This is a genomic window from Arthrobacter sp. NPDC089319, assembly GCF_040684925.1.
Lineage (GTDB): Bacteria > Actinomycetota > Actinomycetes > Actinomycetales > Micrococcaceae > Crystallibacter.
The window spans coordinates 414476-428282 of the sequence record NZ_JBFBGZ010000001.1 but is presented as its reverse complement, the minus strand read 5'-3'; the positions used below and the strand labels follow the sequence as shown (position 1 = coordinate 428282).

Genomic DNA, 13807 nt, shown 5'->3' with positions numbered 1-13807 from the left:
TCTACATACCTCCGAGGGTGCGGGTCAGGCGGTTCAGCTGATCCCAGGACTGGGCGGCGGGCGTCTGGTCGTCCATCCGCTGCTGCAAGAACAGGTTGATGTCGTCTTCGTGCTGCACGGCCGCATCCACCATGGGGTTTGATCCGGCCTGGTAGGCGCCCACGTCCAGCAGGTCCTGCGCCGCCTTGCGGGCCGCGAGTACCTTGCGCAGGGCGCCGGCGGCGCGGGAGTTCTCCGGCGTGTTGACCTTGGATGCCACCCGGGAGATCGACCCCAGCGGGTCCACCGACGGGTAGTGCCCGGAGACCGCGAGCTTGCGGTCCAGCACCACGTGCCCGTCCAGGATGGAGCGGGCGGAGTCGGCGATCGGTTCGTTGTGGTCGTCGCCGTCCACCAGCACCGTGTACATGCCGGTGACCGAGCCGGTCTCCGCCGTGCCGGCGCGTTCCAGTAGCCGGGCAAGTACGGAGAAGGTCGACGGCGGGTAGCCGCGGGTGGCCGGAGGTTCGCCGACGGAGAGGCCGATTTCGCGCTGGGCCATGGCCACGCGGGTGAGCGAGTCCATCATCAGCATCACGTCGGCGCCGCGGTCGCGGAAGGACTCGGCGATCCGGGTTGCGGTGAAGGCGGCGCGCAGCCGCATCAGCGCGGGCTCGTCGGAGGTGGATACCACCACAATGGACCGGGCCAGCCCGGCTTCGCCCAGATCGTCCTCGAGGAACTCGCGGACTTCTCGGCCGCGCTCCCCCACCAGCGCGATCACGGAGACCTCGGCGTCGGTGCCGCGGGCGATCATGGACAGCAGCGAGGACTTGCCCACGCCGGAGCCGGCGAACAGGCCCATGCGCTGGCCCTTGCCCACCGTGGTCAGCGTGTCCAGCACGCGCACACCCAGCTGCAGCGGGGTCTCGATCCGTGCCCGGTGCATGGCGGACGGGGTGTCGTTGTCCAGCGGAACCAGTTGATCGAACACCAGCGGGCCCTTGCCGTCGATCGGCCGGCCCATACCGTCCAGCACCCGGCCGAACAGCCCGGCACCGGTCGGCACCAGCACCGGAACGCCCTTGGCCTTGGCCGGGGTGCCAGTGTTGATCCCGGTAAGCCGGCCCAGCGGCATGCAGCGGATGCTATCCCGGTTGGTGGCCACCACCTCGGCCTCCACGCCCTGGCCCTCGCCGATCACCACCAGATCCCCAATGGCGCAGTCCAGGCCAATGATTTCGACGCCGAGGCCCACCACAGAGGACACCATCCCGTAGCGCTGCGGCGCGGCAGCGGCCAGCGCGTCGGCGAACCGGTCGGCGCGCGGGCGCCAGGCCACGGCGGTCACTGCCGCACCTCCAGCAGCGCGGCCCTGGCGCGGCCAAGCGCGGTACCAATCCGCGCGTCCAGGAAGCCGTCGGCGAATTCGGTGACCGCGTCACCGGGGGCCAGCGAAGAGTCGGGGCTGAAACCCACGCCGGCCTGGCTGCGGGTCTCCGGCGCCAGCATGGTCAGGTCGGTCGGGTTCATCCGGACGGTGTGCACGCGGGAGGCATCCACTCCGGCCAAAGCCCGGGTGATGGCCGAGCGGGCGGAGGCATCGCCGTCGGATAATTCATGGCCCAGGATGGCCTCAGCCAGCTCGATGGCTGCCGCGGCCAGCGTGTTCTGCGCGGCGGCCAGCACCGGTGCCGCGCGTCCTTCCAAGGCGCGCGTGGCAGCACCTAGCGCGGCAACGGCCTGCTGCACGCGGTCACGGCCGTCGGCCATCATGGCCGCGTGGTCCTGCTCCATGGCCAACTGGCGTGCGCGCATCATCTCGGCGCCCTCGCGCATGCCGGCGGTGTAGCCGGCGGCGTGGCCGCGGACCTTGGCCTGCTCGAACGCCCGCTCCTGCGCCTCGTCGTCGCTGCGCAGCTCGGTGTAGGCCACCTTGGAGAAGTTCTTCGCCCCGGTGTTCAGCTCCGGGAAGCTCAGCCTGGAGAACGTCGCGTCAGTAGACATATTCGTCTTCCTCCACGCCGCGCTGGACCGTGATGATGCCGCTGGCTTCCAGCTCGCGGATGGACCGCACAATGTCCGCGCGCGCCTCTTCGATCTGCGACATGCGCAGCGGGCCGGTGGCGTTGATCTCGTCGTCGAGGATGTCGCGGTTGCGTTCGGAGACGTTCTTGCGGATCAGTTCGGTGACCGGTTCGCTGGCGCCCTTCATCGCCACCGCCAGCACCGCGATCTCGATGCCGCGCAGCACCTGCTGCACGTCGCGCGGTTCCAGCTTGGTGATGTCTTCGAAGGTGAGCATCCGCGAGCGGACTTCCTCCGCCAGCTCCGGGTCGCGTTCGTCCAGTGCCTCCAGCAGCGCGCGTTCGGTGGCGACGTCGGCCCGGTTGATGATGTCCACCAGCGGCTGCACGCCGCCCACCACCTCCACCTGCTGGCGGGGCACGACGGCGCCGGCCCGCACCTTGAGCGTCTCGGCCACGATGGTCACGGCCTCCGGCGTGGCGGTGCCCATGGTGGCGATGCACTGGGCCACCTCGGGCCGGACCGACTCGTCCAGACCCGCAATCACCGCGGAGGCCTGCTCCGGGCGCATGTGCGCCAGCACCAGGGCAATGGTCTGCGGGATCTCGCCGCTGAGCAGCGTGATCAGCTGGCTGGGATCGGCCTCGTCCATGAACTCGAACGGCTTGCCGGCCATCGAGGTGGCCAGCCGGTCCAGCACGCCGGCGGCTTTCTCCGCACCGAAGGAGGCCGCCAGCAGCCCGGCGGCGAACTCCTTGCCGCCGCGCGGCCGGCGCCGGCCCTTGACCGTCATGTCGTGGAATTCCTTGAACGCCTCTTCGGCGGTCTCGGGATCCACCCGGCCCATGCCCACCAACTCGGCGGTGATCAGTTCGGCCTCCGCCTCGCTGAAGCGCTTCATCACCTCGGCGGCCCGGGCCTGCTCCATCTGCATCAGCACCACCGCCACCTTCTGGGTGCCGGTCAGGGCGGTCAATAGCTCGCTCATGCGTTCTGCTTTTCATCCATCAAGGACCGCAGGAAGTCCGCGGTCTTGTCCGGTTCCTGGGCGGCCAGGGCATCGATCTCCGCGCGCTTGCGGTTCATGTCCTTCTGCTCGTCGGACAGTTCCGGCGGACCGGTGAGCTCCAGCGCCGTGGTCGACGGGGCGACCACCGGGATGGGCTCCACGATCACGGGCTTCGGCGCCGGCAGCTGCAGGTCCTGCGGGGCCTCGATTTCCGGCTGGAAGTCCTGCAGTTCGCCCAGGTCCACCGGCTCGCGGTTCTGGCGGCGGGACCAGCGGGCATAGACCAGCAGGGCTATGATCACCAGCAGCACAATGCCCGCGGTGATGATGGCGGTGCGGATCAGCTCGGCCTGGCGCGCGGCTTCCTCGGCGGCCTGTGCGGCGGCCAGGGCCTCGGCGGCATCCTGTGCACCGGCGGTGTTGAATGGCACCAGTTCCACGGTGACCTGGTCGCCGCGGTCGGCGTTGATGCCGGCGGCGGTGGTGACCAGTCCCTCGATGTTGGCCAGGTTCAGCGCACCGGCGGCGTCGGCATCCAGCGCCACCGAGACGGTCTGGCGGTTGATCGCGCCGGCCGGGATGGCCCGGGTCTCGGTGACCTTGTTCAGCGCGTTGTTCTTGGTCTCCGACTCGGATGTAAAGGTTCCGTCGCCGGCGGCGTCGCCGGGTACGGCGATGTTGTCCGGGCCCAGCACGCCGGCCGCTCCGCCGCCGGATCCCTCGTACTCTTCGGTCTCCGTGGACTCGTTCAGCGCGGGCGCGCCGTCCGGCGTCGTGAAGGTCTCTTCCACGCGTTCGGCGGACTCGTAGTTCATGTCCGCGGCCACCACCACGGAGGAATTGCCCGGTCCGACCACGCGGTCCAGCATGGTCTGCACGGAGGCGCGGACACGCTCTTCGTAGTCGGAGGCCTGCTTGTCCGCGGATCCGGTGGCGCCCACGCCGACGGCGGACAGCACGGTGCCGGCGGCGTCGATCACGGCCACGTTGTCCGGCTTCATCCCGTCGATGGACGCGGAGGTCAGGTGCACGATGGCCTGGACCTGGTCGGCACCCAGCGTGGTGCGCTCGGTGTCCACGAACACGGAGGCGGTCGGCTCGCCCTTTTCTGAGACGAACACCGTCTCCTCCGGGATGGCCAGCCGCACGGAGGCGGTCTTCACGCCGTCGACCGCTTCAATGGTGTTGGCCAGTTCGCCTTCCAGTGCGCGCTTGTAGGTCACCGACTGCTGGAACTCGGAGGAGGTCACGCCCATCTCGTCCAGCAGCGAATACCCGCCGGTGGAGGAGCTCGGCATTCCGGCCGCGGCGGCCTTGAGCCGCTGGTCGTAGACGTTCTCTTCCGGGACCAGGATGGTGCCGCCGCCGTTGGTCAGCTCGTACGGGACCCCGTCGGTGCGCAGCTGCTCAACGATGGTGTTGGCGTCGGCTGCGGCCAGCCCGGAAAACAGCGGTGTGTAGGAGGGCTTGGACGCCCACGCCGTCAGGGCGGCGATGCCCAGCACGACGACGGCGATGCCGATGATCGCGATGGTGCGCTGCGCGACGGTGAACTCGCGGATGGTTTTGCCCAACCGCGAGATCCAGGAGGAGACTGTGGCGGGCATTAGGCCTGCATCCTCATGATCTCGTTGAAGGCGTCAACGCCCTTGTTCCGGACCGCGGCCACCAGTTCCAGCGTTACCGCGGCGCGGGTGGAAGCCAGCGTCGCGTTGTGGATGTCGTTCAAGTCGCCGGTCACGGCCTGGATCGCCAGTTGGTTGGAGGTCGACTGCAGCTGCTGCAGGTTGTCGACGGCACCGGTGAGCGAGGTGGCGAAACCCACGCCGTTGGTGGACTGCTGCGCATCGGCGGTGGGCAGGTAGCCAGTGCCGGTCACGCCCTGGATCGGCGGAATGGAAGAGAGCGGCATCAGTTGCGTCCAATCTGCAGGGCGGCCTCGTAGGTGGACTTCGCCCGGTCAACCACGGCAGCGTTGGCCTGGTAACCGCGCTGGGCCATGATCAGGGCGCCCATCTGCTGGGACATATCAATGTCCGGGTAGCGGACGTAGCCGTCCTCGTCGGCCAGCGGGTGGTCCGGCTGGTGCACCATGGTGCCTTCGGCGTCACCGAACTCGGCGCCGGCCACATACACGCCGGAGACGCCCTGGCCTTCCTGCGCCACCACATAGCGGGCCTGGAAAGCGGCGCCATCGGTGCTGGTGGCGTTGTTGGCGTTGGCCAGGTTGTCGGAGACGGCGTCCAGCCACTTGCGGTGGACGGTCAGGCCGGTACCGGCGATTCCAATGGCATCGAAGGTCATTAGTTGGTCCTCATCGCCGTGCGGACGCCGCTGAACGGACTCTCCGCGGCCCGGGCTGCGAACTGGTAGCGCAGCACAGTTTCAATGTTGGAAAGGGTCTCGGTATCCAGGTTGACGTTGCTGCCGTCCAGCCGCGTAGGCTCCAGCGAGCGGTCCATGCTGGCGGTGGTGCTGCCGTCTCCGCGGGCTACCGACTTGGCCAGCGCTTCCTCGAACTGGACGCGCTGGGCATGGTAGCCGGGGGTATTTACGTTCGCGATGTTGTTGGCGATGGCACGCTGGCGCATGGCGAGGCCGTCCAGGGCGCTCTGCATGGCAGCCCCCGTCACAGATTCGAACACAGCAAGACCCGTCTTACTACTGGCATGTGGTCGGCCGATCCATGGCCTGTTCGGTGAGCTATCCGTGCTCACTATCCAGCTATCGGCACGCAGACGGGAGTGCGTTAGGTAAATCTTGAGATTGGTTAACCGTTTACATCTAGGTAGACGGAACGGCCCGAGGTGGCGCGGGTGGGAACCGCCTCCAGGAACGCCAGTTCCTGCCGGTTCTGCCGCATGTCGGCGCGCAGTTCGCGGATCGCTTCTTGCTGTGCCGCGGCCAGTTTGGTGGCGCGCTCCACCAGTTCATTCGGTATGGGGCCCAGCCCCTGCGGCGCCTTCCACAGCACGACGGCGGTGCGCCGGCTTGCTTCCGGATCCTCGCCTTCGCTGGTGGCTTCGGCAGCACTTGCCAGCGTCAGCTCCAGCTCATCGAGCACTTCGATCCAGCGGTGCAACGCCGCAATACCGCTCTCCGGCAGTTCAGACTCTCGAAGCTCCGACTTCGGGAGCGCCGGTTCTGAAAACTCAGGCAATTCCAAGTTCGCCACCCATACCGGCGCCGCGGGCACTCTGTGCCGGGAGCTGCTCGGCTGCCTCATGCCAGGCCTCGCGCAGCGGTTCCAGCAGCTCGATGCACTCGCGGGTCCGCGCGGCATCGCGGTGGATGTTCGCGTTCAGCATCGCGTTCAGCGTGTAGGTGTAGAGCGCCTTCAGACTCTCTCCCCCATCCCACACGTCGGTCTTCAGCGAGGACATCAGCTCGGACACGATGGCCTGCGCATGGATCAGGTTCTCCGATGCCACTGACCACTGCTGGTTCTGCTGTGCAGCGTCAGCCCTGTTCAAGTCCAACAGCAGTCGGTCGTACAACATGGTCAGCAACCGTGCCGGCGTGGCGGACATGATCGCGTCACGCTGGAACTGGTTCCGCTTTGCCTGGGCGCCGAACCCCGGCCCGTACGTCAGTGTCATTTCTTCGAGCTCCCCCATGCCGGCAGGGTGGCCAGCTGCGAACTCAGCCAGTCGCCCTGCGATTGAAGCTTTTGCAGCGTTACTTCCAAATTCGACCACGTCGCGGAGAGAGTCGATCGTCGCATTTCCAGACGTCGGTCCCACTCGTCCACTTGGGTATTCAGCGCCTTCACTTCGGATTGCTGGCTCTGAATCCGCAAGGTAATGGCGCCCTCGTACGGGTCCGAAGCCGCTTTGGCGGCTGTGGCAACTCGCGAGGAAATTTCCTGGACTACTTTCTCGGCCCATGCAGGATTCTCCTCCAAGGCAGCCGCGAACTTCTCCGCATCAAACTCGACAGTGCCATCCTTGGTGATGCTGATGCCGATTTCCGACGGCGATCTGCCCTCAACCGGCCCGGTGGCCGCCCGCATAATCCGCTGCTCGATGTCGCGCACGCTGCTGTCCGAGGTGAAGATGCCGCCCTTGGCAACCGTCGTTCCCGTGGAGGTCGAGGTCGACACCGACGAGTTCGTGGAGATATAGGAGAAGAGGCTGGCGAGCCCATCGACTAGATCGCTGGCCTTCTTGGCGATCCCGGCATTGTCACGGTTGATCGTAACCGTCACCGGCTCAGTGCTCACGGCGGAGACGATGACTTCCACGCCTGGAACGAGATTCTTGAACGTATTCGACGACGACGTGATCATCTCTTCCGCGTCAGTTATGCCCTTCCAAAGGACAACTTGCGCGTCTTGGGCCTTTCGGAATTCGAAAGCGCCATCAGCCGAAAGCAAATCGACGGACGTACCTTCTTGCATTGTCTGGTGAATCTTGAAGGCACCGTCAGACCCGGTGTCCGTCGCGCTGAACTGGACGCGGTACTGTTGCTTCCCGCCAGCGTCCGCCCCGGCTGCCACTTTCATGGCACTGACGCCAGCCCCGGAAGAGTTGATGGCCGCGACGACCTCATCGAGTGACTTGCCCGATGTATTGATCTCCACGCGGCTTTCATCCACCTGGCCGTCGCGAAGCGCAATCGTAAGCATGTTGGCCGTTTCTGGCCATTCACTCATCAAGGCGGAGACTGAGACCTGGGCTTGAGCAATCTGCTTGACGTCGAATTGGATAGCCCCGCTCGCGGCCGCCTCGCCAGCCTTGACTGACACCTTGTCCGAGCTGCTAGTGGCCTTGAACAAATTTAGAGCACCGGGCTTTGATGACTTCTCAGCAAGCGACCCAAGCGTGGAGACACGAGTATTGAGCTGCTGTAACGCTGACATCAGCGACTGAGTCGAGGACACTTTGCTCTTCAGAAGCAATTGTGGGCGCGACTCTAGTTGCATGAGCTGGTCGATCATGGTGGTGGTATCGATACCACTAATCAAACCGTCGATTGCAAACGCCATCTCGCTCCCACTGGGGTCTTGAATTACCTCGAAATAAGAATCAACGAATGCTGTTGCTTGGCGGTGATGGGTGTGAGGTCCAGTTCGTTCCCCTCACCGCCAAGCCGCATTCAGCCGTTAGCTAATCGAATTAGCCGAGGAGCTGCAGCACACCCTGGTTGATCTGGTTGGCCTGAGCCAGCATCGCGGTACCAGCCTGGGACATAATCTGGCTCTTGGTGAAGCTAGCCATCTCCAGTGCCATATCGGCATCGCGAATACGAGACTCCGAAGCGGACAGGTTCTCAGCCGAGATGTTGATGTGCTTAATGGAGTGTTCGAAGCGATTCTGCGATGCGCCCATCTCTGAGCGAGCGGTCGAGATCGCCTTGATCTGCTCGTCCAACAGGTTAACCGACGTTTGCGCGGCTGCGTTGGAAGTGAAGGAAAGTCCAGCGGCTTCGGTGCCATCTACGCCATCAGTCAACCCTGCACCAGCGGTCGTCGTTCCCTCAGTGATGGTGAAAGCTGTGACGACTCCGGTGTTGTCAGCGATGGTGAATCCATTGATGTTATCGCCATAGACCGAGTAGGAGTCGCCGGCCTTCGCCTGCAACTTTGCGAGAATCTGCTCAGACGAATCAGTCTTTGCGATGTCCACGTCGAACGTTGCAGGAGTGCCGCCCGCCGCCGCGAAGGTGTAGGTTTCGTCCTCCGCACCGAACTTGAAGCCATTGAAGTTCACGGCTCCCGTCAGAGCGGTGCCGGTTGAGTCAACCCCCTTGAGGGTGTCCGTCAGAGCGGCAACGTTGGCGGTGCTCAGATCTACACCGATACGACTGCTCGAGTTACCATCGGCGCCGACCTGGAAGCTGAGCACGCCGGCTGTTCCATCCAGAAGTTTCGTGCCGTTGAAGTTCGTCGACTCAGAAATGCGCCCCAGTTCTGAGACGAGGCCGTCAACTTCCGTCTGAATTGCCTTTCGCGCATCAGGATTGTTGGAATCGTTGCCGGCCTGAACTGCTAGATCCCGCATGCGCTGCAGAATGGAGTGGACCTCGGTAAGGGCACCTTCAGCAGTCTGGATAACGGAGATGCCATCCTGGGCGTTGCGGGCAGCAACGTTCAGGCCGTTGACCTGCGAACGCAGGCCCTCGGAGATGGACAGACCGGCTGCGTCATCGGCAGCGCGGTTGATGCGCAGGCCGGTGGACAGCTTCTCCAGGGACTTGGAAATGTCGTTCTGGGTGTTGGACAGGTTGCGGTACGAGTTCAGGGCCGCAACGTTGGTGTTAATGGCGAAAGCCATGATGAAACTCCTCCATGAGATGGTACAAATTCACCGGCCCGTCCATGGGCTGGCAACTGTAGCTATCGGAGGGAGTTGTGGGTTGGTTAGGAGAATTTCGAAAATTTTCCGGAACTCCGGATCTCCATGCGGCGCTGGCGCGCCTTAGTCGATCAACGACTGGTTTAGGAGAGGGCTGTTTGGTGCTGGCGGGCGAAGCGAGTGATGCCGCCGACCGTCTGATCGGCCAGAGCCGTCAGGTACGCATTCCTCCGGGAGGGCGCAATCCGCGACTCGGGCACATAGGAGGCACCGCCGTCGTCGGAATAGTGGGTATGGAGGCCGTCGCGGAGCAGGCGGATAGCCTCAGAGCGCTGCTGCGAGACGGCGGAGTGAGTGGCGCCGACTTCTCCGGCGATCTCTTTGACAGACCGATCCTCGAAGTAGATCTGCTCCACGATGTAGCGCATCTTCGGGGGAAGGTTGTGCACCGCCGCCTTGAGGAAGGTGAGGCGTTCCTCTGTGAGCAGAGAGCCTTCGGGGGACGCGGTTTCGGATACCAGGAGTTCAGCCGTGGTGTCATCCAGCGCGGAAACCGTCCGGGAAGCGTCGTCCAGTGCCGCCTCGGCGGTCTCGCGGTCAACTCCGAGGGCAGCGGCAACTTCGTCGACGCTCGGGTAGCGGCCCAACTCTGCGGTCAGTGTTTCGCGGACGGACAGAGTTTCTTTGATGCGCTTGCGTACCGAGCGGGGAGCCCAGTCGATGGCCCGCATCTCGTCCGCGAAGGCGCCGATGATCCGCCGTCGGGCGAAGGCGCCGAAGGGAACGCCCATGGTCGGGTCGAAGGCATCCGCTGCAGTTATGAGGGCGACTGAGCCGGCGGAGGCCAGGTCGTCGCGGGAAAGATGAGTGGCTTTGGCACACACTTCGGAGACCAAATATCCGACGAGCGGGAGGTTTTCAACCACCAGTTCGTTACGGTCAGCACGTTCCACTGACATGTCCCCCTCCGTGCCAAGACTCGTGATGCATCATTCTGTACCACCGAGGGGTGCGGCCCCGGAAGAACGATTCATCTCTCGGTGAAACCTATCATCAAATGTTTCTAACGCACAGGGTATTTGGGCCGATAGATAGGAATGTAGCCGTGCCGTTACTTTCAGTTCATCTAGTGGCGGCTTTTTGATGCGGAGCGTGGGGGCGTGACCGCAAAATCAACCAGGGGAGGTGCCTGCCATGGGAGCCCATGAACTGTCCGCCATGCTGTGGCACGAACGCGAGTTTCTTGAATTGTTGGTGTTCAAACTCGAGGAGGAGCAGTTGCTCCTGACCGCCGGCAAGTCCCGCTGGCTGCAGCACGCCACCCGCGAGGTGGAACAGGTGCTGGAACGGCTGCGCGACGCCGGCCTGGCCCGCACGGTTGAAGTGGCTTTACTGGCCAGAGAGTGGGGCATGCAGGAAGGTGCCACGCTGCGTGAGCTCACCGACCAGGCTCCGGAAGGCCCTTGGGGAGAAATCTTCAAAGGTCACTTGCAGGCACTGACGCAGCTGACCCTGCAGATCCGCGAGCTGCGCGACGTGAACGAGAAGTTCCTTCGCGCCGCGGCCCGTTCCACTCAGGAAACGCTGGCTAATTTGAATCCCGACGCCGGGACCTACGACTCCCACGGAACGGCAGGTGTTTCGGGTAACCGATCCCAGCTGTTCGACACAACGATCTGAGGTTTTCGCAGTGAGCACCTTCAGCGGCCTGAACACCGCATACACGGGACTGGTGGCCGCCCGCCAGGGCTTGAACGTCGCGGGCCAGAACATTGCCAATGCCAACACCGAGGGCTACACCCGTCAACGGATCAGCACGTCGTCGATCGGCGCGCTGGAACGCACCGGATTGCTGACCGGCGGAGTGCAGATCGGCCAGGGAGTATCGGTCGACGCGATCGCGCGACTGGGCGATATGCATCTGGATACGCGGGTACGGTTCTCCGTGGGTGTTGCCGGGTATTCGTCGGTCCGCGCGTCAGCGGTGTCCGATTTGGAGGCGTCCCTCCGTGAGCCTGGCAAGAATGGCATCTCCACACAGCTCCAGGAATTCTGGGCCTCTTGGCAGGACCTGTCCAACCGTCCTAACGATCCTGCGGCTGGCAGCGTCGTCTTGGAGGAAGCCAACATCCTGGCTGGCCAGATCAAAAGCGGTTACCAGGAAGTCCGCGAGCAGTGGTCGCGTGTGCGGGCCAATGTCGACACCATGGCCAGCCAAGTCAACAGCGCAGCCGCCCAGGTTGCAGGTCTGAACGAGAAGATTCGCTTCGCTGTCGCCAATGGTGGTTCGGCGAACGAATTGATCGACCAGCGCAACCTGCTGACGACGGAACTGGCGTCGTTGACTGGGGCCACCGTTCGCCAGAGCAGCGACGGGCAGGTGGATGTGCTGATCGGCGGTAATGCACTTGTCGCGGGCTCAAGCGCCCACAGCATCAAGGTCTCCGAGGGCTCTGCCCGGGACATTAGCGACGGGACAGGCGTCGTCCTCGAATGGAAAACTCGAGACGCCAGCACTCCAGTAGTGCTCGGCGGAGGAGAGCTCGCCGGAGCCATCAGCATCTTGGGTAGCGACTCCGACAAAGGACCGCTGAAGAAAGCTGCGGATGAATACAATCGTTTTGCTGCTGAGCTGACTGCAACTGTCAATTCCGTTCATTCCACTGGTTCTACCTCAACCGGCGATCCCGCTGGGGCCTTCTTCGCTCACGACGTCGATCCTGCCGGCAAACCGACCAATGCCGCAGCCACGCTACGAGTGATCCCGGTGAGAACTGCTGAACTCGCGACTGCCGCTCCCGGGGCAGGCAACCTGGATGGCTCGATCGCAGACAAAATCTCTCAGCTGGGTGTCGGACCCGAATCTCCCGACCGAACCTGGGAGGGCATCGTTACGAGGATCGGCGTCGAGGCCAAGACCGAGCTTCAGCAGTCCAATCTCGCCAACCTTGCCGCACAGTCTGCCTTCACCCTGCAGCTGTCCAACGCATCTGTTGACTTGGATGAAGAGAACGTGAACTTGCTGTCCTACCAGCACGCGTACCAAGGCGCCGCTCGGGTCATGACGGCGATCGATGAAATGCTGGATACGTTGATCAATCGCACCGGATTGGTGGGGAGGTAGCCCATGATTTCACGAGTCACTAACCAAACGATGAGCAGCTTTGCGCAGCGCAACCTGCAGGACAACATGGCGCGCATGGCCAAGTTGCAGGAGCTGGCAAGCGGCGGACCGCTCATTGCGCGCCCGTCGGATGATCCGGTCGGCACCGCCGACTCAATGCGCACCCGGGCAGACGTGCGCGCGAACGAACAGTACAAGCGCAACATCGACGACGCCAACGGCTGGCTCACCACGATCGATTCGGCCTTGGGCACAGTCACTGGTCTATTGAACAAGGCCCGTGATCTGACCATCCAGGCGTCCAACAGCTCTCTGTCCCAGACGGCACGTGAAGCGATCGGCCTTGAGCTCGCAAGCATCAAGGAAAGCCTCCTTGATGCGACGCAAACGAAATATCTGGGCCGCAGCGTCTTCGCCGGGAACTCCGACGCCCAAAAAGTTTTCACCGATACCGTCACCGCGGGTGGGTCCACCGAATACACACTTATGGCCCCAGGAACGAGCGGCGTGGAACGTCGTATCGGGGCCGCAGAGGGCCAAACAGTGCGGGTGGATGTCGACGCCGCCAAAATCTTCGGCGAAGACGCTTCCGGAGACACCTCGGTATTCGCGCTGTTGGATTCAATGGTCGCGAAGCTCAATGGCACTGGAGATATCAGTGCTGATCTGAACTCTATAGATTCCCGACTCAATGCCGTGATCAACGGCCGCGCCGAGGTCGGCACCCGCCATGCCCAGATCATGAAAGCCCAGGAGACGAACTTGGACGAAGCAGTTTCGCTGGAAGCCCGCCGCTCCGGGATCGAGGATCCCGACATCGGCAAGGTGGTCCTGGACCTCAAGATGCAGGAAGTGGCCTATCAGGCCGCCCTGCAGGTCACTGCCCGCGTGCTGCAGCCGACGCTGATGGACTTCCTGCGATGAGCGCTTCGCTGACCTTTGTTGCTCCTCCCCCGGGCCTGGCTCCGCTGGTGAACTTCACCTTGGACGAGATCGATGGCGCGGCCGGCTTGTATTCTTTGCAACCGGTGGCCGAACCTGCCAAGCGGCTGTTCGTACTGGACGCCGCGACTTACCTGAACCAGTACACGCCCGTGATTTCCGACGACGACCGAGCCGCGTTGGACCTCAACGCCTCCGAGGACGCCATGGTGCTGGTCGTCGCCAACCCGGCCGAAGCCGGCACTACCGTGAACCTGATGGCTCCGATCGTGGTCAACGTCCACACCGGCCTCAGCGCCCAGGTCATCTTGGAGGGCCAGGACTGGCCGCTCCGTGCAGAACTGACGCCGAAGGCAGCCTAGCAACAGCTGTGTCTTCTGCTGCCTACCCGCATAGTGGTGGGAGAAGTCAGACGTCTCAAACTATTGA

The 13807-nt window shown here is 63.8% G+C and carries 16 protein-coding genes; 4 read left to right on the top strand and 12 right to left on the bottom strand.

The annotated features are described in order from the left end of the window. Position 1: 1 nt before the first annotated feature. The 12 genes from AB0N75_RS02110 to AB0N75_RS02055 all read right to left on the bottom strand — a co-directional run bounded on the left by AB0N75_RS02110 (position 2) and on the right by AB0N75_RS02055 (position 10271). The gene (locus AB0N75_RS02110; RefSeq protein ID WP_364644350.1) at positions 2-1330 is read right to left on the bottom strand and encodes a FliI/YscN family ATPase; all 1329 of its coding nucleotides are present in this window, start codon (positions 1328-1330) and stop codon (positions 2-4) included. Beyond that, positions 1327-1986 (bottom strand): FliH/SctL family protein, encoded by a 660-nt coding sequence (locus tag AB0N75_RS02105; protein WP_364644347.1) that lies wholly within the window; start codon positions 1984-1986, stop codon positions 1327-1329. The genes AB0N75_RS02110 and AB0N75_RS02105 overlap by 4 nt, the downstream gene beginning before the upstream one ends. Then, positions 1976-2995, bottom strand: a complete 1020-nt coding sequence (fliG, locus tag AB0N75_RS02100; RefSeq protein WP_364644344.1) for a flagellar motor switch protein FliG — start codon at positions 2993-2995, stop codon at positions 1976-1978. The genes AB0N75_RS02105 and fliG overlap by 11 nt, the downstream gene beginning before the upstream one ends. Further along, a complete protein-coding gene (fliF, locus tag AB0N75_RS02095) occupies positions 2992-4623 on the bottom strand; it encodes a flagellar basal-body MS-ring/collar protein FliF (protein ID WP_364644341.1) in 1632 nt (543 codons plus the stop codon). The genes fliG and fliF overlap by 4 nt, the downstream gene beginning before the upstream one ends. After that, a complete protein-coding gene (gene fliE, locus AB0N75_RS02090) occupies positions 4623-4928 on the bottom strand; it encodes a flagellar hook-basal body complex protein FliE (RefSeq protein ID WP_364644338.1) in 306 nt (101 codons plus the stop codon). Before fliE ends, fliF begins: the two co-directional genes overlap by 1 nt. After that, complete coding sequence (locus tag AB0N75_RS02085; RefSeq protein ID WP_364644335.1) at positions 4928-5320, bottom strand: flagellar basal body rod C-terminal domain-containing protein; 393 nt, start codon at positions 5318-5320, stop codon at positions 4928-4930. Before AB0N75_RS02085 ends, fliE begins: the two co-directional genes overlap by 1 nt. Next, positions 5320-5661 (bottom strand): flagellar basal body protein, encoded by a 342-nt coding sequence (locus tag AB0N75_RS02080; RefSeq protein ID WP_364644332.1) that lies wholly within the window; start codon positions 5659-5661, stop codon positions 5320-5322. The genes AB0N75_RS02085 and AB0N75_RS02080 overlap by 1 nt, the downstream gene beginning before the upstream one ends. Positions 5662-5786: 125 nt before the next feature. After that, positions 5787-6176, bottom strand: coding sequence for a hypothetical protein (locus AB0N75_RS02075; protein ID WP_364644330.1), 390 nt, complete (start codon positions 6174-6176; stop codon positions 5787-5789). Further along, positions 6169-6633, bottom strand: a complete 465-nt coding sequence (fliS, locus tag AB0N75_RS02070) for a flagellar export chaperone FliS (protein WP_364644327.1) — start codon at positions 6631-6633, stop codon at positions 6169-6171. The genes AB0N75_RS02075 and fliS overlap by 8 nt, the downstream gene beginning before the upstream one ends. Further along, positions 6612-8003, bottom strand: coding sequence for a flagellar filament capping protein FliD (gene fliD, locus AB0N75_RS02065; RefSeq protein WP_364644324.1), 1392 nt, complete (start codon positions 8001-8003; stop codon positions 6612-6614). Before fliD ends, fliS begins: the two co-directional genes overlap by 22 nt. A gap of 130 nt (positions 8004-8133) precedes the next feature. Next, a complete protein-coding gene (locus AB0N75_RS02060) occupies positions 8134-9291 on the bottom strand; it encodes a flagellin (protein ID WP_364644321.1) in 1158 nt (385 codons plus the stop codon). Positions 9292-9455: 164 nt separating this feature from the next. Then, entirely contained in the window at positions 9456-10271 is an 816-nt protein-coding gene (locus AB0N75_RS02055) for a sigma-70 family RNA polymerase sigma factor (RefSeq protein WP_364644318.1), read from the bottom strand. A gap of 235 nt (positions 10272-10506) precedes the next feature. Here AB0N75_RS02055 and AB0N75_RS02050 point away from each other — a divergent pair, with 235 nt between their 5' ends. The 4 genes from AB0N75_RS02050 to AB0N75_RS02035 are packed head-to-tail and all read left to right on the top strand — an operon-like array spanning position 10507 to position 13740. Beyond that, complete coding sequence (locus tag AB0N75_RS02050; protein ID WP_364644315.1) at positions 10507-10992, top strand: flagellar protein FlgN; 486 nt, start codon at positions 10507-10509, stop codon at positions 10990-10992. A 10-nt stretch (positions 10993-11002) separates the two neighbouring features. Then, the gene (flgK, locus tag AB0N75_RS02045; RefSeq protein ID WP_364644312.1) at positions 11003-12436 is read left to right on the top strand and encodes a flagellar hook-associated protein FlgK; all 1434 of its coding nucleotides are present in this window, start codon (positions 11003-11005) and stop codon (positions 12434-12436) included. Between the two features lie 3 nt (positions 12437-12439). Continuing rightward, complete coding sequence (gene flgL / locus AB0N75_RS02040) at positions 12440-13360, top strand: flagellar hook-associated protein FlgL (protein ID WP_364644309.1); 921 nt, start codon at positions 12440-12442, stop codon at positions 13358-13360. Then, positions 13357-13740, top strand: coding sequence for a flagellar assembly protein FliW (locus AB0N75_RS02035; protein WP_364644307.1), 384 nt, complete (start codon positions 13357-13359; stop codon positions 13738-13740). Before flgL ends, AB0N75_RS02035 begins: the two co-directional genes overlap by 4 nt. Positions 13741-13807 lie beyond the last annotated feature (67 nt).

Excerpts from the sequence above, each read along its gene's own strand:
- AB0N75_RS02105 (WP_364644347.1), bottom strand. The coding sequence starts at position 1,986 with ATGTCTACTGACGCGACGTTCTCCAGGCTGAGCTTCCCGGAGCTGAAC.
- fliG (WP_364644344.1), bottom strand. The coding sequence starts at position 2,995 with ATGAGCGAGCTATTGACCGCCCTGACCGGCACCCAGAAGGTGGCGGTG.
- fliF (WP_364644341.1), bottom strand. The coding sequence starts at position 4,623 with ATGCCCGCCACAGTCTCCTCCTGGATCTCGCGGTTGGGCAAAACCATC.
- fliE (WP_364644338.1), bottom strand. The coding sequence starts at position 4,928 with ATGCCGCTCTCTTCCATTCCGCCGATCCAGGGCGTGACCGGCACTGGC.
- AB0N75_RS02085 (WP_364644335.1), bottom strand. The coding sequence starts at position 5,320 with ATGACCTTCGATGCCATTGGAATCGCCGGTACCGGCCTGACCGTCCAC.
- fliS (WP_364644327.1), bottom strand. The coding sequence starts at position 6,633 with ATGGGGGAGCTCGAAGAAATGACACTGACGTACGGGCCGGGGTTCGGC.
- fliD (WP_364644324.1), bottom strand. The coding sequence starts at position 8,003 with ATGGCGTTTGCAATCGACGGTTTGATTAGTGGTATCGATACCACCACC.
- AB0N75_RS02060 (WP_364644321.1), bottom strand. The coding sequence starts at position 9,291 with ATGGCTTTCGCCATTAACACCAACGTTGCGGCCCTGAACTCGTACCGC.
- AB0N75_RS02055 (WP_364644318.1), bottom strand. The coding sequence starts at position 10,271 with ATGTCAGTGGAACGTGCTGACCGTAACGAACTGGTGGTTGAAAACCTC.
- AB0N75_RS02050 (WP_364644315.1), top strand. The coding sequence starts at position 10,507 with ATGGGAGCCCATGAACTGTCCGCCATGCTGTGGCACGAACGCGAGTTT.
- flgL (WP_364644309.1), top strand. The coding sequence starts at position 12,440 with ATGATTTCACGAGTCACTAACCAAACGATGAGCAGCTTTGCGCAGCGC.
- AB0N75_RS02035 (WP_364644307.1), top strand. The coding sequence starts at position 13,357 with ATGAGCGCTTCGCTGACCTTTGTTGCTCCTCCCCCGGGCCTGGCTCCG.